Source organism: Microbacterium oxydans, assembly GCF_900095745.1.
Taxonomy (GTDB): domain Bacteria; phylum Actinomycetota; class Actinomycetes; order Actinomycetales; family Microbacteriaceae; genus Microbacterium; species Microbacterium oxydans_B.
Window position 1 is genome coordinate 169,193 of record NZ_FMIR01000006.1, and the last position, 18,743, is coordinate 187,935.

Genomic DNA, 18,743 nt, shown 5'->3' on the forward strand with positions numbered 1-18,743 from the left:
CCTCAGAAGTTGTTGATCACGGAGGCGAAGACGAGGTCGATGCGCTCGGCGTCCGACGCGTCGAACATCTGGCCCCCGGTGGCATCGGCGATCCGCTGCAGCACCGAGGTGTCAGCCGCCGCGCTGTAGGCGATCGGGAAGATCCGCACCGGGGCGTCGGTGCCGCCCTCCTTCGTGCTCTTGCCGATCTTCGCGATCAGCGAGTCGAGTGAAGTCGTCGAGTCGGTGTCCTCACCGTCCGAGAGCACCACGATCGCGTTGATCCGTCCGGGCTCTGCCCGCTCGCTCATGGCCTCGTACGCGGTGAGCACCGCGTCGTACAGCGGTGTGCCGTTGCGCTCGGCGTAACGGAGGTCGTCGAGGGAGGAGTCGAGCTTCTCGCCGTCGGCCCCCAGAGGCGTGACCCCGCGAAGCACCTGGATGCTCTCGCCCTCGTCGGAGGAGACGCCGGTGGTGAACGCCCAGACGCCGACCTCGTCGGTGGAGCGGAAATGGTCGAGCGTCGACTGTGCGCCCTGGATCGCCCCGTCGAGCCGGGAGCGTCCGTCGCCGATCGGCTCGTCCATCGAGCCGGAGATGTCGATGAGCTCGAGCACGGATGAGGGCTTGCGAACCTGCGTCCACTGGTCGATCGCGGTGGAGATCACGTCGACCTCGGGCTTCGGCAGCGTCACGGTGGGCTGTGCGGGATCGACACCGAAGTTCGCGGTGAACAGGTCGCCCAGCGGGACCGATTCGTCGAGCGGACGGAAACCGTACTCGGGAAGGATCGTCTGCGCGGCCTCGGTCTGCAGGAACGCGGCGAAGGCCTCACCCGCCGTGCGCTGCTCCGGCGTCACCCAGTCGGCACCGAGCACGGTGACGGGGTTGTCCGACCACATCGAACCGCCCTCCGGGTACACGGCGACCAGCTTGGTCTTCGGCGGGACCAGGGTCTCTCCCGGCTGCACGGTGTGCGAGTCGGGGTTGCCCTTGTTGTAGTTGAGCAGCGAGGTCTCCTCGAGTGCGACCGCCGACACGTAGGCCGAGCCGTTGGCGCCGTTCTGCGTCTCGTCGTACAGCGTCGACAGCACGTTGCCCGTGGTGTCGCCGTAGTGGATCACGCACTCCTCGAACACGCGGGAGAAGTCGGCTGCGGCATCCACATCCGCCGAGGTCAGCCCCTCCGCCTTGCCCGACGCCTCGTACGACTGCATCAGGATGGTCGACAGCCCGGTGGTCGAGGTGTTCGGGTTCGTCTTCGAGATCTTGAAGGCGCCCCAGATGTCCTTGCCCACGCTCCCCCAGCCGTCGGGGTCCTGGCACAGGCCCTCGAGGTCGGTGATGCTGATCGGCTTGTCCGGCCAGCCGAGCGCCTTGGCCATCGGCTCGGGCATGCCGAACACGACGGGGGTGCGGGTGAAGGATGCGGGTGTGCCGACGAGGTTCTGCGAGGCGGCCGCCGCGACACGGTCGGTCCAGACGGTGGATGCGGGCGACCACAGGGTGGGCCACAGTGCACGGTCGTCGCTCGGCCAGTCCTCGCCGGATGTCAGGTAGCGGGCGGCGTTGCCGGATGAGACGTTCGTCGGACGCACGGTGGCGCAGGTGTCGAGCTTGTCGTGCTCCGGAGAGTCCTTGAACGCGGTCGCCAGCTCGTCGAGCATGTTGACCTTCTCCGACGAGGTCGCCACGGTGATGTGCGTGCAGCCGTCGTCGGGAAAACCCTGGCTGTCGTCGGGGGTGGGCTCTTCTCCCCCACCGGTGCAGGCCGCCAGCACCAGCGCGACGATCGCCGCCGTCGCCAGGGCGGCAGGTGTTCGCCGGATGGTGGTCCTTCGTGCGGTGCGAGGGGCGCTCATGCGCCAAGGGTACCGATGTATCGGGCTCCCGATCACGCGGTTCCGGTGCGCATGAACTCCTCAGCCGCCTGCACCTGCTCCACACTCGGGCGGATGCCGGTGTAGAGCACGAACTGCTCGAGAGCCTGCAGAGTCGCGACCTCGGCCCCGGTGATCAGGGTCTTGCCTGCCGCGCGGCCCGCGATGATCAGGGGTGTCTCCGCGGGCAGCGCGACGACGTCGAAGACGACGGATGCCGCCCCGATCGCCGCCTCCGAGAACGCGAGCGTGTGCTCCTCTGCGCCACCGGCCATCCCGATCGGAGTGACATTGACGAGGATGTCCGCCGTCGCATCGCCGACTTCCGCCGCCCAGGCGAAGTCGTACAGGTCGGCGAGTGCGCGCCCGTTGGATTCGTTCCGCGCGACGACGGTGACGTCGGTGAAGCCGGCGTCGCGGAAGGCGGCTGCGGTGGCCTTGGCCATGCCGCCGGAGCCGCGAAGCAGTACGGAGGCTGCGGGATCCAGCTCGTTGCGCGTGATCAGCTGCGCGATCGCGGAGTAGTCGGTGTTGTACGCCGTGAGCACGCCCGCGTCGTTCACGATCGTGTTGACCGAATCGATCGCCGTCGCCGAGGGGTCCATCCGATCGACCAGCGCGATCACGTCCTCCTTGTACGGCATGGAGATCGCGCAGCCGCGGATGCCGAGTCCGCGCACGCCGGCGATGGCCTGCGCGAGGTCGGTCGGAGCGAAGGCCTTGTAGATCCAGTTGAGTCCGAGCGCCTCGTAGAGGTGGTTGTGGAAGCGCGTCCCGTTGTTGCTCGGCCGCGCCGACAGCGAGATGCAGAGCGTCATGTCCTTGTTGAGCAGCGTCACCGCATCAGGCTACCTCCGCGTCCTTTCGGGCACCGGGAGCAGTGCCCGACGTGGGTCGATCTCACCCGGAGGAGGTCCGTGACGGGACCGTGCGCACTCCCCTATGGTGAAGGTGCGTGCACAAGGGGATTGATCGTCTCCGTCTCTCCCCAGGAGACGGACGGCCCACCCCAGGGGCAAGACGATCCGTGCATGCGATTGGGCCCCCTCGAGTAGTTCAGTCCCCAATGGACTGCTCGAGGGGGTCGCTATCGGGTCCTGCACACCGATTTTCGGATTTGTCCCCCAAAAGGGGGACACGCGCTCCGAAAAGGAGTTAGGCTGTTCTTGACGCACCCTCCGGTCGTCTTCGGCCCTCATCGCTCCCCCCGCGGTGAGGGCCACACCATTTTCTGGGCGTCATCCGCTCGCGCGCCCCCGGGAACCCGCCGCATGACGGCCATGTGCCGCTCGTGCAACATTTGGATTACCTTCTTGCCGCGGCTATTCCCCTCGGGGTCTCCTCCACTAGCGTTAGCGGTGTCGGGGCATCCCTGCGTCGGCTTCTTCATCAGCAGAACAGGCAGTACATGAGCACCCAGGGCACGGTTAAGTGGTTCAACTCGGAGAAGGGCTTCGGCTTCATCTCCCCCGACGACGGAGGCGCTGACGTCTTCGCACATTACTCCGCCATCGAATCGTCCGGCTACCGGTCTCTCGAAGAGAACCAGCGAGTCGAGTTCGACGTGGCACAGGGCCCGAAGGGCCTGCAGGCAGAGAACATCCGCCCCGTCTGAGACGGGCGATACACAGGACTCCCCGACCGGAGCGCCATGACGGCGTCATCCGGCGGGGAGTTCTGTGCTTCCGGCGGTCTGCTCCGGCGTGCCGGCACGGCGACCGCCGGATGCACGCGGGTCGCCAGTGCCGGCGTCAGCCGATCAGGAGAGCGCGCAGTTCGGCCACGCTCGTCACGCGGAACTCCGCGTCGTCGCCCTCGTGCGCGTCGCTGAACCCCCACCCGACGAAGATCACGGGGACGCCGTTGGCCTTGCCGCCCTCGACATCGTGGTGCCGGTCGCCGATGAGTACCGGTCGTGACGTGTCGGCGCCGAGCTCGCGCAGCCGGCGCAGAGCCTCGGCGACGATGTCGGTCTTGGACGCGAGGGTCGCTTCATCGGGTGTCGCGCCGACGGTCGTCTGGAACGAGGTGCGGAGGCCGAAGTGGTCGACGAGTGCGTCGACCTGGTGCTCCGGCTTCGAGCTGGCCGTCGCCTGCGGGATGCCCGCCGCCGCCAGTTCGTGGATGAGGTCGGTGACGCCGGGGTACGTCGCCACATCGGTGGTGTAGCCGTCGGCCTTGCCGAGCGTGCGATAGAAGGTGACCGCCTCGCGGGACTCCTCGGGCGTCATCCCCGCCTGGTCCTGGAACGACTGGAACATGGGCGGCCCGATCCAGTGCACCAGTTCCTCACGCGTCGGCGCCGGATGGCCGAAATGGGTGAGGGCGACGTTCAGCCGGCGGAGGATGCCGACGGACGCATCGATGATCGTGCCGTCGACGTCCCACAGCACGCAGGAATAGGGGGAGTGGGGCATGCCTCCAGCCTATGGGCCCGGCGGCGAGGGCCATTCCTCCTGCACAGCTGTGCTCCGAAAAAGCTTGCTCACACCTTATGTGAGGGCGAAATGTCCTCATGTAAGGTCGCGACAAGAGCGGAGTTGCAGGTCAGAATGGGGGCATGTACGTGTCGGTAGAAGTCATCACGATGCTGGCGACAGCAGCGGCGACTCTGGTCGCGATCGTCAGCGGGTTCGGCTGGATGATCGCTCGGATGGACGCACGCTTCGAAGCGCAGGATGTGAAGCTCGAACTGCGGTTCGATCGCATCGACCGCCGCTTCGAACGGGTCGATGAACGGTTCAAGCGGATCAATGAACGGTTCGACCGGGTCGATCAGCGGCTCCGTCTCGTCGAGCTCGAGATGACCGAGGTGAAGATCGCGGTCGCGCGACTCGAGGGTCCGGCTCCGCGGCTGATGGCGGCTCGCTGATCCGTGCGGGGATCAGACGGCAGAGGCTCAGAACAGCCGGGGGATGCCCGACTCGATGCCCTTCATGTCGTCGTAGTCGAGCACCAGGCAGCGGATGCCGCGGTCCTCGGCGAGCACACGGGCCTGGGGCTTGATCTCCTGTGCCGCGAATACTCCCTGCACGGGGGAGAGGTGCGGGTCGCGGCCGAGCAGTTCGAGGTAACGGGTCAGCTGCTCGACGCCGTCGATGTCGCCGCGGCGCTTGATCTCCACCGCGATCGCGGCGCCGTCGGCATCCCGCACCAGCAGGTCGACCGGGCCGATGGCCGTCGGGTACTCGCGGCGCACCAGGGTGGCGCCCTCGGAGATGCGCTCCACCTGCTCGGCGAGCAGCCGCTGCAGGTCGGCCTCGACGCCGTCCTTCTGGAGTCCCGGATCGAGGCCCAGCTCGTGGGAGGTGTCGTGGATGATCTCGTAGATCTGCACGCGCAGTGCATCGCCCGTCTTCTTGTGGGTGACGCGCCACACCTCGACGACGCCGGCGCTCGCCTCCTCCTCGCCCGGTTCCTCGCTCGACAGCGAGCAGGGCGGGCTCATCCAGTTCAGCGGCTTGTAACTTCCGCCGTCGGAGTGCACGAGCAGACTCCCGTCTCCCTTGTGCACGAGCAGACGCGTGGCGAGCGGGAGATGGGCATTGAGCCGACCGGTGTAGTCGACCGAGCAGCGGGCGATGACGAGACGCACCCGTCGAGCCTACTTCGTCGGAGTCCTGTTGTTCGCCGCCTCGGGGTGCGTGGCGATCAGTTGCCGAGGAACCCGCCGAGCGCCTCGAAGATTCCGAGCTCGGTGGCTGCGGAGCGGGCGATGAGGAACCCGATGATGCCGATGATCCAAGCGGTGTTCTCGGCGCCCGTGCGCTCCATCCAGGCGGCGAAGCGTTCGAGCGGGCGCTGAACGAGGGGAGCGGCGACGATGCGCAGGACGAGCAGGACGATCGCCGGCAGGATCATCAGGGCGCAGTACCCCGCGAGTGAGAGCACACGCAGCGGGGTGTCGACGGCGGCATCCGCGAGCATCGTCATCGCGACGATGTACGGCAGCATCGTGGCGACCTCCACCACCCCGGCGGCGATCGCGACGGCCATGACGGCGGTGCCACGGGTGCGCGGGTCGAGCAGGCGCTCACGCCAGCGTGTGATGCGGCCGGGGCGAGGAGTCGCCGTCGCCTCGGCCTGGTCTGCGGCAGGGGAGGGCGGAGGTGGTGTCAGCGTCGCCGGAGCAGGCGTGTCGCGCCCGGGCATCCCCGTCCATGGAGAGACCTGGGGCGCAGCCGCGACGGACGGAGTCCCCGCCGCGTCCGAGGCGCCTTTCGACTGCTTGTCGCCGGTCGGCATCACGAACGCGGTGATGAGGAGCGCGGCTCCGACGAGGAGTCGGACGACCAGGCCGGTCGGCGAGGCGAGGAAGTCCGAGGCCACGTCGACGAGGTTCACCAGCCCCCACAGGAAGAGGAGGCCGACGACGAGGTAGAACACCGCGATCGTCACGAGGTAGAGGAGGATGCGTCCGGCACGCACGCGCCCGGGGTGCAACAGGAGGAAGACCGGGATGAGGAGTGTGCCGACGCTGAGCCCGTCGATCAGCGCCAGCAGCGCGAGGGAGAGGGGGAGCGGGAGCCCGCCGAAGAGTTCCATGGCCCCACTGTCGCCCGAGCGGGCGAGGCGGGGGATCGGGCGAAAGTATCGTTCGCCGCGGGCCCCTCATCCCTTCGACGGATGCGACCGCACCCGCGCCGTGGTTCCATGAGGTCATGCACGAGCAGGTCGACGACGGCATCGGCGCCTGGTACCGCCGGCACCGCGGGTGGGCTGACCCGGCCGGGATGGCGCTCCTCGCCGTCGTGATGGCCGCACTCGGATTCCGCGGTGTCTGGGGCTCGTTCTCCCTCCTGTCTGGATCGGTGTCGCCGTGGTGGGCGCTCGCCTTCGCTCTTCCGGCGTGTGCGCTCGCGCTCGTCAAGCGACGTCTGCCGATGACCGTGCTCGGACTCGTGACGATCCTCTTCGTCGCCGACCTCCTCACGGTCGGCGGCATCGGGACGCTCTTCGTGCTGCTCGACGTGCTGTGGACGACGGTGTTCCTCTCGGGCCCGCGTCGCCGGCGCGCTCTTCTGGTGCTCCTCAGCGCCGCGACGGTCATCCTCTTCGTCGTCGCCTGGCTCTTCACCGACATGCCCTTCGCGGTCGCCGTCCTCATCGGGGTGCAGTTCGGTGCGATCTTCGGCACGGACTACTGGTGGGCGGTCGCGGTCTCACAGGCGCAGGAGCTGGCCGAGCTGCACCGTCAGCGCGCGGAGGACGCGGCGGCCGTCGCCGAACGGGACCGCGCCGAAGCCGTGCAGCGCGAGCGCGAGGCGATGGCGCGCGAGCTGCACGACGTGGTGGCCGGGCACGTGATGGCGATGGCGATCCGAGCCGAAGCCGCCCTCTCCACGGCACCCGACCAGACGAAGGACCGAGAAGCGCTGCAGGCCGTGCGCGATGCGGGCCTGGACGCCCATGGCGCCCTGCGGTCGATGATCTCGGTGCTCCGTCGCGGCGACGGCGCCCTCGTCCCCACCCCGCGCTGGGCCGATCTCGACGGCATCGTGCGAGAGGCCGAGCGCGCGGGGCTCGTGGTCCGTTTCGACGCCGCGGACGAGCCCGAGCTCGGAGCCGCCGCAGAGCAGGCCGTCGTCCGCATCGTGCGGGAAGCCCTGACGAACTGCATCCGGCACGCGGGCGGCGCCGAGGTCGACATCGAGATCGTGGAGCGGAACGCCGAGGTGCAGGTGAGGGTCCGGTCCCGCGGAGGTGTGGCCAGCGCGGCAGCCGCGCACGGAGGCGAAGGGTGGGGTCTGCAGATGCTGCGGGAGCGCGTGGGAGCGCTCGGCGGATTCTTCTCGGCGGGCCCCGTCCCGGACGGGTGGTCCGTCGAGGGCCGGCTTCCGCTCGAGGTGCGCGTATGAGCGCGCCAACCGTACTGCTCGCCGACGACCACGGCGCCATCAGAGCGGGATTGCGGATCATGCTCGAGGCGCACGGGATCACCGTGGTCGGCGAGGCGGCGGACGGCGACGTCGCCGTGCGCAACGCGGCGGCCCTGCGACCCGACGTGGTGCTCATGGATCTGCGGATGCCCGGCAGGGACGGCGTCTCCGCCACACGGGAGATCGTCGAACGAGGACTCGGCGACGTGCTCGTGCTGACCAGCTTCGATGAGGATGAGCTCGTCCTCGGGGCGATACGCGCGGGTGCCGTCGGCTTCCTCCTCAAGACGGTCGATGCCCCCGCGCTCGTTCAGGCGGTGCGCTCCGTCGCTGCCGGAGAGGGTGCGTTGGACCCTCGGGTGACGCGACGCGCGCTCGCCGCCGTGGCCCAGGGCGTGGCGGCACCGCCACCGGCATCGAGTGCGACGGAGCAGCCCGACCTGACCGTCCGCGAACGGGAGGTCCTCGACGGCATCCTGCAGGGCTGGTCGAATGCGCAGCTCGCGGCGCGCCTGCGCATCTCGGTGCCCACGGTCAAGACGCACGTGTCGAACGTGCTGACCAAGCTCGGTGCGCGCAGCCGCTCGCACGCGGCCGCGATCGTGCGCGGCCGCGAGGACTGAGCGCTCAGCGCTGCTCCGCGCTCGCCGCCGGGGTCTTCTCGTCGTCGCGCAGCGGGCGGGCCGCGCCCGAGAACAGTCCGGACATGACGACCAGGGCCACCAGGATGAACAGGGTGTTCAGCAGGCCGATGTGTTCGCTGATGACGCCGAGCACGGGCGGGCCGCCGAGGAACGAGATGTAGCCGATCGTGGCGGCCGCGCTCACGCGAGCCGCCGCCTTGGCCGGGTCGTCTGCGGCGGCGGACATGCCGAGAGGGAAGCCGAGGGAGGCCCCGATGCCCCAGAGCGCCGCGCCGACGAGCACGAGCGGGAAGGTGGGCGCGAGGATGAACAGCAGGATCCCCGATGCCGCGGCGACCGCGAGGATCCGCAGCACCAGGACGCGTCCGAATCGGTCGACGAGGGGGCCGCCGAACAGGCGCACCGTCGTCATCCCGATGGAGAACACGGCGAGCGACACGGCTCCCGTGCCCTCGGCGAAACCATGACCCTGTTCGGTGCCGAGCGCGATCCAGTCGTTGGCGCCGCCCTCGGCGAACGACATGCCGAGCATGACGACGCCGATCAGGTAGGTGCGGGGTTCGCGCCAGGCCTCGAGCGCGGTGTGCATGCGCGCACGGAACGGCGGCTTGACGTGATCCTCCGGGTCGAGCGCGGCCGCACGCACCGGCACCTGGAAGAAGCAGACCACCGCGATCACGGCGATCAGCACGCCCATGGTCACCGCATGTGTCGCGACATCGATCGCGAGGTGGGCGGCGAGGGCGCCGATGCCGGCGCCGATGACGGTTCCGAAGCTGAAGAAGGCGTGGAAGACGGGGAGGATCGTGCGGCCCATCTGCTGCTCGATCGCGGTGGCCTCGACGTTCATCATCACGTCGACGCAGCCGTTGCCGAATCCGAACAGGGCCATGCCGAGGAGGACGACGGCCACCGAGCCGAACACCGTCGCGCCGAGGCCCACGAGTGCGATGCCCAGCGCGAACATGAGCATCGCCGCCAGCATGCCGCGGCGGGCGCCGGTGCGCGCCATCACCGCGGGACTCGTCGAGATGCCGATGATCGAGGCGACACCCATGCCGAGAAGCAGCATCCCGACCTGCGCGTTGTCGAGCTCGAGCGCCTGCTTGATCCCCGGCACGCGCGACGCCCAGGTCGCGATCGAGAGGCCGCTCGCCAGGAAGATGGCGAAGATCGCGGCGCGCCAGCGGACGAACTGCGAACGGGTCAGGGCTGCTTCCATGCCGGACAGCCTATCGAATCGATTCGACCCGGGGGAACGGAAGCGAGCTATCCTCGAAGCATGAGCAGTCAGGAGACGCCGCGTCGGCCCACGATCGCCGACGTCGCACGCGAGGCGGGTGTGGCGACGTCCACCGCCTCGGTCGTCTTCAGCGGCAAGGCGAAGGTGGCACCCGCGACCCGCGAGCGCGTACTCGCCGCCGCCGCCGAACTCGGCTACGCCGGACCGGACCCCCGCGCCGCCTCCCTGCGACGCGGTCGCAGCGGCATCGTCGCCGTCGTGCTCGAAGGACACCTGCGTGCGGCCTTCCTCGACCCCGTGACGACGGCCATGATGGACGGCCTCACCGACGGCCTCGCCGAACTCAGCGCCGGCATCCTGCTGATGCGCGACGAGCCGGGGGAGGGCACGGCGATCGCCGATGCACCCGTCGATGCCGTCGTGCTGATCGGATGCTCCGGACGCACCCGGGCATCCCTCGAGGTGGTCGTCGGCCGCGGCCTCCCGGTCGTCGTGATCGAAGGGGACGCCGGAGAGGCCATCCCGCGGGTCACACTCGACAACGCGGCAGCCTCCGCCGACATCGCGAAGCACGTGCGCGACCTCGGCCACCGCGATGTCGCGCTGGTCACCCTGCCGCTCGACAGCGACCGCGAGTGCGCAGCGGTCACCCCGGAGCGCCTCGCCAACGCGACGGTCGACGTCACGGTCCACCGGTTGGCGGGCACCCGTGAGGTGTTCCCCGACGCCCCCGCGATCTCGGCATCCGGCAGCCTCATCGACGAAGGCGTGCGGGTCGGCCGGATGCTGCTCGCGGACCCCGCCACGCGACCGACCGCAGTGCTCGCACAGAGCGACCTGCTGGCCGTCGGCGTCATCCGGGCGGCCGAAGAGCTGGGACTCCGCGTCCCGGAGGACCTCTCCGTCGCGGGCTTCGACGGCATCGCGCTGGACGGCCTCGGCGACCTCACCCTCACCACGAGCGTGCAGCCGGCCGTCGAGAAGGGCCGTGCCGCGGGAGAGCAGGTCGCGCGCATGCTGCGAGGCGAGCCGGGGATCACGCAGCATCTCACCTGCCGTTTCCGCGCCGGCACCACGACCGGCCCGGCCGCACGCTGAGATCCGTCCCCCGACGCGGCTCCGGGGCCGCGGTCAGCTGCGCTGCGGGCCGAGCGGAAGCGCCGTGTCACCGAGATCGAGGATGCGGTAGCGGCCGCAGTCGATCACCTCGTCGGGGATGGCCGGCGCGGGCAGGTTCCACGGGATCGACTGGGCATCCTCCACGAGGAACGTGACCTCGCCGACTCCGAAATCGTCACGGTTCACCAACCAGGCATAGCCGCGCAGTTCGTGATCGACCTGCACGAGCTGCGCCGGGTCGTCGAGGTGCAGCTTCGGCAGGCGCACGGTCCAGAACTGACCGGCTCCGGTGCGGCCGGAGGCACCGACCCAGTCGGTGACGCAGGTGAGGTCGGGGTCGCTGGCCTCGGCGGCCGCAGCGAGTCGAGGGATGCTCAGGATGCCGCCGACCGCGAGCAGCGCCGCGGCGACCAGCGCGATGAGCGACCGTGCGCGGAGCGGCATCCACCCCGCGCGCGGCAGGGCGACCAGGGCGAGAACGGGCGCGAACGCGACGGGCTGCAGGTAACGGGCCGCGTGGGTGCCGAGGGCGATGGCGCCGATCACGACGAGAACGGGCGTGAGCCAGGAAATGGCGGCGACGAAGCGCGAGCCCTCACTCGCGGCTCGTGTCGTGCGGACCACCGCGAGCACGAGGAGTGCCAGCACGATCAGGCAGCCGAACACCCCGCCGGGGGTCGAGAGGCGGTCTGCCACGAGCCCGCCGTAGTACCCGAGCGACTCGGCCCATCGCGCCGGCTGCACGTAGCCGGCGCCCGTGTTGGCGATCCATGCCCGAAAGGGAATGCGTCCGAGGGTGCCGAGTGCCGTGCCGCCCAGGAGCACACCGAGCAGTAGCGCCAGCCGGAAGCGCTGCCGCGATCGGATGGTCAGAATCGCGAGCAGCACCGCGATCGGAACCGTCGCCCACGCCGCATACAGCGGATTCGACAGCGTCGACACGGCCGCGGTGGCGCCGAGCGCGACCGGAAGACCGAGGCTCATCGATTCGCGGTCGAGCGCGCGTCGCACCAGCCCGACCGAGAGCACGACCGCGACCACGGTGGCCGAGTAGTAGGTCGTCGTGAGCTGCAGGGAGGCGAGCTCGAGGGCATCGCGCGATGCAGAGAGCTCGGTCACGGCGATGGTGCAGAACACCGCGAGCCCGAGGAGCGCCCACGCGACGGGTGCTCCGCCGTCCTTCCGGCGACCCGCGACGAGCCGAAGCGCGCCGTAGAAGGCGAGCATGTTGATCACGGCATTCACCGCGAGCAGGCCGTTCACGTCGAGCGGTACGAGCAGGTCGAGCCCCGAGAACACGGCGGATTCGGGAAGGAAGAGCACGCTCGACATCGCCCAATCCAGCGGTTCACCGGAAAGGAGCGACCGCGCGAACATCCCCACGATCAGGGAATCTCCGTCGCGGAACAGCAACTCCGATCGCGCCGATGATGCGACCTGTGCGGCGGTGATGACTGCGAGCGACAGGGCGCCGAACCACCCGGCCAGCTCCCGCACCCAGACCCGCCGCATGCGACCACTCTTGCACGATCGTGCAACCCGCGGACCGGACGGCCTTTTCGCCCGGGTAAACTAATGGCGACACCCCCCCCGCCTGGCCTCAAGGCCGACGACCCCCGAGGGAGCCGCGTATATGCTGACGCTCCTCGCCGTGTTCCTGCTCGGGTCGCTGTTGATGCCCGTTCTGGTGCGATGGCTCGGAGCTCAGGCCTTCGCCATCGCCGCACTCGTCCCCGCAGCGGCCTTCGTGCACGCGCTCGTCCTGACGCCGCAGGTGCTCGACGGCCCGGTCCCGTTCGAGTCGGTCGAGTGGATCCCGCAGCTCGGGCTGAACCTCTCCATGAACATGGACGTGCTCGGCTGGGTGCTCACGCTGATCGTCACGGGTGTCGGCGCCCTCGTGCTCCTCTACTGCCGGTGGTACTTCTACGAGGACTCGGCCGGGGTCGGGCAGTTCGCGGGCGTCCTCCTCGGCTTCGCCGGCGCGATGTACGGCCTCGTGCTGACCGACGACCTCGTCATGCTCGTCATGTTCTGGGAGGTGACGAGCATCCTCTCGTACCTCCTCATCGGCCACTATCGCCGCCGTGCCGCCAGCCGACGTGCGGCACTGCAGGCGCTGCTCGTGACCACTCTCGGTGGACTCGTGATGTTCGTGGGCGTCGTGGTCCTCGTCGTCGACACCGGCACGTCGAGCATCCGGGAGATCCTCGAGATCGCCCCGACGGGCCCCGCGGTGGATGCCGCGATCGTGATGCTCCTGATCGGCGCGATCAGCAAGTCGGCCCTGTTCCCGTTCCACTTCTGGCTTCCCGGAGCGATGGCGGCGCCCACCCCGGTCAGCGCGTACCTGCACGCGGCCGCGATGGTCAAAGCCGGCATCTACTTGATCGCCCGGTTCGCGCCGATCTTCGCTTTCAGCGCGCCCTGGCGCCCGATCGTCATCACCCTCGGCATCCTCACGATGCTGATCGGCGGCATCCAGGCGCTGCGGGAGACCGACCTCAAGCGCATCCTCGCCTTCGGCACGGTCAGCCAGCTCGGATTCTTCGCGATCGTCGTCGGCTACGGCACGCAGGCGGCGGCGCTGGCAGGGCTCGCGCTCGTGATCGGCCACGCCCTGTTCAAGTCGGCCTTGTTCCTGATCGTCGGCGTCATCGACCGCCAGCTGTCGACCCGTGACATCACCGAGCTCTCCGGCGTCGGGCGGCAGGCTCCGGTCATGGCGACGGCGGCATTCATCTCGGTGGCATCGATGGCGGGCATCGCGCCGACCATCGGTTTCGTCGCCAAGGAGTCCACGCTCACGGCTCTGCTCGATGACGCCCTGGGTGGCTCTCCGTGGGGGCTGGTGGCGCTCATCGGCGTCGTACTCGGTTCTATGCTCACCGCGGCATATGGAGCACGATTCCTCTGGGGAGCTTTCTGGAAGAAGCGCGACGAGCAGGGCCAGCTGCCCGACACCGCCTGGCCCGATCCGCCTGTCGGCTTCCTGTCGGCGCCGATCATCCTCGCCGGCGTCACTCTCGCTGCGGGGATCGGGGCCCCCGCGCTCGACGTGGCGCTGCAGGGCTACGCCGTCACCGCGACACCCGGGCTCGATCACGCGGGCGAAGCCGTGGAAGGTCCAGGGCACCTCGCGCTGTGGCACGGCCTCGAGCCCGCCCTCGGCATCTCGATCGTCTCGATCCTTCTGGGCATCGGGATCTTCCTGCTCACCCGCAGGACCGGCTGGGACCGCAAGCCCCGCCTCCTGCGCTTCACCGCTGCCGATGTCTACTTCCTGGTGATGCGCGGTATCGACCGGCTCTCCGTGCTCAGCACCACTCTCACGCAGCGCGGCTCGCTGCCGGTCTACGTCGGCACCATCTTCGTGGTCTTCGTCGCCGCCGAGGTCACGGCGCTCATCGCCAGCGACATCGATCGGTACAACCTCTCCGCCTGGCACACGCCCGCGCAGATCGTCGTCGCCCCGATCATGGCGATCGCCGGAGTGTTCGCGGTCCGCGCCCAGAAGCGCTACACCGGCGTCGTCCTGGTCTCGGTCACCGGCCTCGGCATGGTCGTGCTGTTCGCGACGAGCGGCGCTCCCGACCTGGCGCTGACGCAGATCCTCGTCGAGACCGTCACCATGGTCACGTTCGCGCTGGTGCTCCGCCGCCTCCCCGCCCGGATGGGCGAGCACAACGCCTCGGTCGGCCGCGTCCCCCGGGCGCTGCTCGCGATCGGCGTCGGCGTCACCATGGCCTTCGTCGCGGTGGTCGCCACCCAATCCCGCATCGCCGATCCGATCTCGGAGGCGTTCCCGCAGCTCGCGTACGAGATCGGTCACGGCAAGAACGTCGTCAACGTGGCCCTGGTCGACCTGCGTGGCTGGGACACGATGGGCGAGCTGTCGGTGCTCGTGCTCGCCGCGACCGGCGTGGCCTCGCTGGTGTTCGTCACGCACCGAGCCGACCTGCTCGCCGCCACCAAGAACCTGCCGAAGGCGACGCGGAGGGCCGCGCGCAGCCGTCCGCTCGTCGAGACGACCGAGGGCATCCGGTTCCAGAACTCCGACAACGAGAGCAGCCCGCGGGCGTGGCTCGTCGGCGGTCAGAAGATGAAACCCGAGAACAGGTCGATCCTGCTCGAGGTGATCGTCCGCATCCTCTTCCACACGATCATCGTGGTGTCGATCTTCCTGCTGTTCGCCGGGCACAACCTGCCGGGCGGCGGCTTCGCCGGCGGGCTCGTCGCCGGCATGGCGCTGGTCATGCGCTACATCGCCGGTGGTCGCTGGGAGCTCGGCGCTGCTGCTCCGACGGATGCCGGCCGGCTGCTCGGCACCGGCCTCATCCTCGCCGTCGGCACGGCCGTCGTCCCGCTCTTCTTCGGGCTCGCGCCTCTGACGAGCACGTTCTGGGAATGGGAGATCCCCGGTATCGGTCACATGGAGTTCGTCACCTCGACCATCTTCGACGTGGGTGTCTACCTCGTCGTGATCGGGCTCGTGCTCGACGTGCTGCGCAGCCTCGGCGCCGAGGTCGACAGGCAGGCGGCGCTGCGCTCGACCCCCGGTCCTGAAGGCTTCCTCTCGCGCGGACGGGGGAGCAGCTGATGGATGTCTCGCTCACCCTCATCGTCATCATGGCCATCCTCTTCGCGTGCGGCGTGTACGCGATGCTGGAGCGCAGCCTCACCCGCGTGCTGATCGGCTTCCTGCTGCTCGGCAACGCCACGAACCTGCTGCTGCTGACCGTGATGGGCGTTCCGGGCAATGCGCCGTTCTTCGGCACCGAGGGCGAGATGAGCGACCCGCTCCCGCAGGCGCTCACCCTGACCGCCATCGTGATCACCTTCGCGGTCTCGGCCTTCCTCCTCGCCCTGATCTATCGTTCCTGGCAGCTGGGCCAGGCCGACACCGTCGAGGACGACGAGGCCGACATCGCGCTCCGCGAGCGCACCGACGCCGACGAAGACCTCATGGACGACGAGTCCGAGACGGACGAGGACGAGGCGACCACCGACTTCGTCGGCGTGCAGACCGCACCGATCACGGTGCTGCACATGCGCGACCACCCCTCCATCCACGACGACGCCCCGTTCGATGCGCCGACCGGGTGGGGAGACGAACCCTCGTCGCGCTCAACCGAGGGCGACGACGCGCGCCCCGATGAACCCGACGACCACGACGAGAACGAGGAGGGCCGGCCATGACCGCTCTCGTCCCGCTCCTCGTCGGGCTCCCGCTCCTCGGCGCAGCCATCACCCTCGTGTTCGGCAGGAACGCGCGGCTCCAGGTCGTCGTGACCGTGGCCACACTCGCCGCGGTCTCGGTGATCGCCGCCGTGCTCCTGGTCGTGGTGGATTCCGGCGACCCGCTCGCCGTCTCGGTCGGCGGCTGGCCCGTGCCCTTCGGCATCGTGCTCTACGTGGACCGGCTCGCCGCACTCCTCGTGCTCATCTCGAGCATCGTGCTCCTCGCCGTCCTCCTCTTCTCCATCGGCCAGGGCGCCGCCGACGGCACCGACGAGACCCCGATCTCGATCTTCAACCCCTCGTACCTGATCCTCGCGGCCGGTATCTTCAACGCCTTCATCGCCGGCGACCTGTTCAACCTCTACGTCGGCTTCGAGATCCTGCTCGTCGCCTCGTACGTGCTGATCACCCTCGGGAGCACCGAGTCCCGCATCCGTACCGGCGCCGTCTACATCGTCGTCTCGCTGGTCTCGTCGATCCTGTTCCTCGCGTCGATCGCCATGATCTACGGCGCACTCGGCACGGTCAACATGGCGCAGATCGCCGAGCGGATGTCGGAGCTTCCACAGGAGACGCAGCTGGTGCTGCACCTGATGCTGGTGGTCGCCTTCGGCATCAAGGCCGCCATCTTCCCGGTGTCGTTCTGGCTGCCCGACTCGTACCCGACCGCTCCCGCCCCCGTCACGGCGGTGTTCGCGGGCCTGCTGACCAAGGTCGGCGTCTACGCCCTGATCCGCACCGAGACCCAGCTCTTCGCCTCGAACAGCATCGACACGTTGCTGCTGATCATCGCGCTCGCGACCATGATCGTCGGTGTGCTCGGTGCCGTGGCGCAGGCGGAACTCAAACGAATCCTGTCGTTCACACTGGTCAGCCACGTCGGTTACATGATCTTCGGGCTCGCGATAGCGACACCCGCCGCGATCGGGGCGACCGTGTACTACATCGTCCACCACATCGTCGTGCAGACGACCCTGTTCCTCGCCGTCGGTCTCGTGGAACGTCGAGCCGGCAGCACGTCGATCCTGCGGGTCAAGGGGCTGCTCAAGGTCGCGCCGGTGATCGCCGTGCTCTACTTCGTGCCCGCGATCAACCTGGGCGGACTCCCCCCGTTCTCCGGGTTCATCGGCAAGTTCGCGCTCTTCGAGGCGGCAGCATCCGTCGGCACACCGATCATGATCGTGCTGATCTTCGGCGGCATCGTCACCTCCCTGCTCACCCTGTACGCACTCATGCGCGCCTGGAACCTCGCGTTCTGGCGCGAGGAGGAGGACTCCACCGAGACCGAGGGTCGCATCTCGTACCTCGGCAACGCCCCGGCCGCCGACGAGCAGCAGGAGCGACGTCGCATCCCGAAGATCATGACGATCGCCACGGCCGGCATGGTCGCCGTCACCGTCTCGCTCACGATCTTCGCCGGACCCCTGTACGCCCTCTGCGACCGCATCGGCGCCGCACTGCTGCAGCCCGTCAGCCTCGTCCAACTGGAAGAGGAGGTGGGCGGATGAGACGTCAGACCAAGCGCCACCTCTGGCGAGACATCCGGGTCCAGCTGCCGTTCCTCGCCTGGCTCGTCGTGCTGTGGATGCTGCTGTGGGCGCAGTTCACCGTGCTGTCGTTCCTCTCCGGACTCGTCGTCGCGATCTTCGTGACCCGCGTGTTCCGGCTGCCGACCGTCGAGCTCTCCGGCCGGATCAACCTCGGCTATGCCGCCCTGTTCGTGGTGCAGTTCCTGTTCGCAGTGCTCAGCGGAGCCATCTCGGTGACCCTGCAGGTGTTCGACTTCCGCCGCCAGCCGGGCACAGCGATCATCGCGGTGCCGCTGCGTTACGCCGACGATCTGGTCATGACCCACGTCGCCGTCGTGTCGTCGCTGGTCCCCGGCTCGCTGGTGGTCGAGACCGACCGCGACCGGCGCATCCTCTACCTGCACGTGATCGGCGTGAGGAACCGCGCCGACGTCGAGAAGCAGCGCGCCGGAGTGCTCCGCTGGGAGCGACGGGTCGTCCGGGCGCTGGGCGACCCCGCCCAGTACCGCGCGCTCAAGGCCGACCAGCGCGCCGGCCTGACCGGATCGACGAAGGGCGGTGCCCGATGAACATCCTGCTGATGCTGATCATGGTGGTCTTCGGTATCGCCGCGATCCTCACGCTGATCCGAATCGTCCGAGGTCCGTCGATCCTCGACCGCGCCGTCGCCTCCGATGTGCTCCTGACCGAGGTCATGTGCGTGCTCGGGGCGGAGATGGCCATCAACGGTCACACCCGCAACATCCCCGTGCTCCTCATCATCGCCGCGATCGGGGTGTTCGGCTCGATCTCCGTCGCCCGGTTCGTCGCGAGAAGGGACAACACGACCTCATGAACATCCTCGGTCTCGTGATCCCCGACCCCGTCATCGACGTGGCTGTGCTCGTGCTGATCCTGCTCGGGGCGCTGCTGTGCCTGTCGGCGGCGGTCGGGCTGCTGCGCTTCCGCGACGTGCCGTCCCGTCTGCACGCGGCGACCAAGCCGCAGGTGCTCGGACTGCTGCTGATCTGCATCGCGATCGCCCTGTCGCAGCGGTCGATCGGCGGCATCCTGCTGGGGTTCGTGCTCGTCGCGCCCGTCGTGCTCATGCAGTTCGCGACGGCTCCGCTGTCTGCGCACATGGTCGGGCGACAGGCCTACCGCAACGGCACCATCGAGCAGCGCGGCCTCGTCGTGGACGAGCTCGCCGAGTCGAAGCAGACCCCGCCCGCCGCCGGCTGAGCCCGCGA

Annotated in this window: 18 protein-coding genes; 11 read left to right on the forward strand and 7 right to left on the reverse strand. The window is 69.0% G+C overall.

The annotated features are described in order from the left end of the window. Window positions 1–2: 2 nt before the first annotated feature. On the reverse strand, window positions 3–1,841 hold the full coding sequence (locus tag BQ2383_RS01590; protein WP_091028255.1) for a substrate-binding and vWA domain-containing protein: 1,839 nt from the start codon (window positions 1,839–1,841) through the stop codon (window positions 3–5). A gap of 32 nt (window positions 1,842–1,873) precedes the next feature. After that, a complete protein-coding gene (locus BQ2383_RS01595) occupies window positions 1,874–2,698 on the reverse strand; it encodes a shikimate 5-dehydrogenase (RefSeq protein ID WP_279627343.1) in 825 nt (274 codons plus the stop codon). A 569-nt stretch (window positions 2,699–3,267) separates the two neighbouring features. Here BQ2383_RS01595 and BQ2383_RS01600 point away from each other — a divergent pair. After that, window positions 3,268–3,474, forward strand: a complete 207-nt coding sequence (locus BQ2383_RS01600; RefSeq protein WP_028501254.1) for a cold-shock protein — start codon at window positions 3,268–3,270, stop codon at window positions 3,472–3,474. A gap of 136 nt (window positions 3,475–3,610) precedes the next feature. On the opposite strand, the gene BQ2383_RS01605 is transcribed toward BQ2383_RS01600, so the two are convergent. Beyond that, window positions 3,611–4,276: an HAD hydrolase-like protein gene (locus tag BQ2383_RS01605; protein ID WP_091028259.1), complete on the reverse strand. Its 666-nt coding sequence runs from the start codon at window positions 4,274–4,276 to the stop codon at window positions 3,611–3,613. A gap of 143 nt (window positions 4,277–4,419) precedes the next feature. Here BQ2383_RS01605 and BQ2383_RS01610 point away from each other — a divergent pair, with 143 nt between their 5' ends. After that, window positions 4,420–4,731 (forward strand): response regulator, encoded by a 312-nt coding sequence (locus BQ2383_RS01610; protein ID WP_091028261.1) that lies wholly within the window; start codon window positions 4,420–4,422, stop codon window positions 4,729–4,731. A gap of 27 nt (window positions 4,732–4,758) precedes the next feature. Here BQ2383_RS01610 and nucS read toward each other — a convergent pair whose 3' ends face one another. Beyond that, entirely contained in the window at window positions 4,759–5,454 is a 696-nt protein-coding gene (gene nucS, locus BQ2383_RS01615; RefSeq protein WP_029264137.1) for an endonuclease NucS, read from the reverse strand. A gap of 56 nt (window positions 5,455–5,510) precedes the next feature. Continuing rightward, window positions 5,511–6,404: a GAP family protein gene (locus tag BQ2383_RS01620; RefSeq protein ID WP_091028264.1), complete on the reverse strand. Its 894-nt coding sequence runs from the start codon at window positions 6,402–6,404 to the stop codon at window positions 5,511–5,513. A 116-nt stretch (window positions 6,405–6,520) separates the two neighbouring features. Here BQ2383_RS01620 and BQ2383_RS01625 point away from each other — a divergent pair, with 116 nt between their 5' ends. Both BQ2383_RS01625 and BQ2383_RS01630 read left to right on the forward strand, forming a co-directional pair. After that, on the forward strand, window positions 6,521–7,717 hold the full coding sequence (locus tag BQ2383_RS01625; RefSeq protein WP_091028265.1) for a sensor histidine kinase: 1,197 nt from the start codon (window positions 6,521–6,523) through the stop codon (window positions 7,715–7,717). Beyond that, window positions 7,714–8,361: a response regulator gene (locus tag BQ2383_RS01630; protein WP_091028268.1), complete on the forward strand. Its 648-nt coding sequence runs from the start codon at window positions 7,714–7,716 to the stop codon at window positions 8,359–8,361. Before BQ2383_RS01625 ends, BQ2383_RS01630 begins: the two co-directional genes overlap by 4 nt. A gap of 4 nt (window positions 8,362–8,365) precedes the next feature. Here the strand turns inward: BQ2383_RS01630 and BQ2383_RS01635 are convergent, their stop codons facing one another. Next, window positions 8,366–9,604, reverse strand: coding sequence for an MFS transporter (locus BQ2383_RS01635; RefSeq protein WP_091028270.1), 1,239 nt, complete (start codon window positions 9,602–9,604; stop codon window positions 8,366–8,368). Between the two features lie 60 nt (window positions 9,605–9,664). On the opposite strand from BQ2383_RS01635, the gene BQ2383_RS01640 reads away from it, so the two are divergent. Further along, window positions 9,665–10,723, forward strand: coding sequence for a LacI family DNA-binding transcriptional regulator (locus BQ2383_RS01640; RefSeq protein ID WP_091028274.1), 1,059 nt, complete (start codon window positions 9,665–9,667; stop codon window positions 10,721–10,723). A gap of 33 nt (window positions 10,724–10,756) precedes the next feature. On the opposite strand, the gene BQ2383_RS01645 is transcribed toward BQ2383_RS01640, so the two are convergent. Beyond that, a complete protein-coding gene (locus BQ2383_RS01645; protein ID WP_091028278.1) occupies window positions 10,757–12,256 on the reverse strand; it encodes a hypothetical protein in 1,500 nt (499 codons plus the stop codon). 121 nt (window positions 12,257–12,377) lie between these two features. Here BQ2383_RS01645 and BQ2383_RS01650 point away from each other — a divergent pair, with 121 nt between their 5' ends. From BQ2383_RS01650 to mnhG, 6 genes are read left to right on the forward strand one after another with little or no spacing between them, the layout of a single operon-like run. Continuing rightward, on the forward strand, window positions 12,378–15,344 hold the full coding sequence (locus BQ2383_RS01650) for a Na+/H+ antiporter subunit A (RefSeq protein ID WP_091028281.1): 2,967 nt from the start codon (window positions 12,378–12,380) through the stop codon (window positions 15,342–15,344). Continuing rightward, complete coding sequence (locus BQ2383_RS01655) at window positions 15,344–15,943, forward strand: Na(+)/H(+) antiporter subunit C (RefSeq protein ID WP_091028284.1); 600 nt, start codon at window positions 15,344–15,346, stop codon at window positions 15,941–15,943. Before BQ2383_RS01650 ends, BQ2383_RS01655 begins: the two co-directional genes overlap by 1 nt. Beyond that, entirely contained in the window at window positions 15,940–17,493 is a 1,554-nt protein-coding gene (locus BQ2383_RS01660) for a Na+/H+ antiporter subunit D (protein WP_091028287.1), read from the forward strand. The genes BQ2383_RS01655 and BQ2383_RS01660 overlap by 4 nt, the downstream gene beginning before the upstream one ends. Next, complete coding sequence (locus BQ2383_RS01665) at window positions 17,490–18,083, forward strand: Na+/H+ antiporter subunit E (RefSeq protein WP_091028291.1); 594 nt, start codon at window positions 17,490–17,492, stop codon at window positions 18,081–18,083. The genes BQ2383_RS01660 and BQ2383_RS01665 overlap by 4 nt, the downstream gene beginning before the upstream one ends. After that, window positions 18,080–18,349, forward strand: coding sequence for a monovalent cation/H+ antiporter complex subunit F (locus BQ2383_RS01670; RefSeq protein WP_091028295.1), 270 nt, complete (start codon window positions 18,080–18,082; stop codon window positions 18,347–18,349). Before BQ2383_RS01665 ends, BQ2383_RS01670 begins: the two co-directional genes overlap by 4 nt. Then, entirely contained in the window at window positions 18,346–18,735 is a 390-nt protein-coding gene (mnhG, locus tag BQ2383_RS01675; RefSeq protein ID WP_091028298.1) for a monovalent cation/H(+) antiporter subunit G, read from the forward strand. The genes BQ2383_RS01670 and mnhG overlap by 4 nt, the downstream gene beginning before the upstream one ends. Window positions 18,736–18,743: the final 8 nt, after the last annotated feature.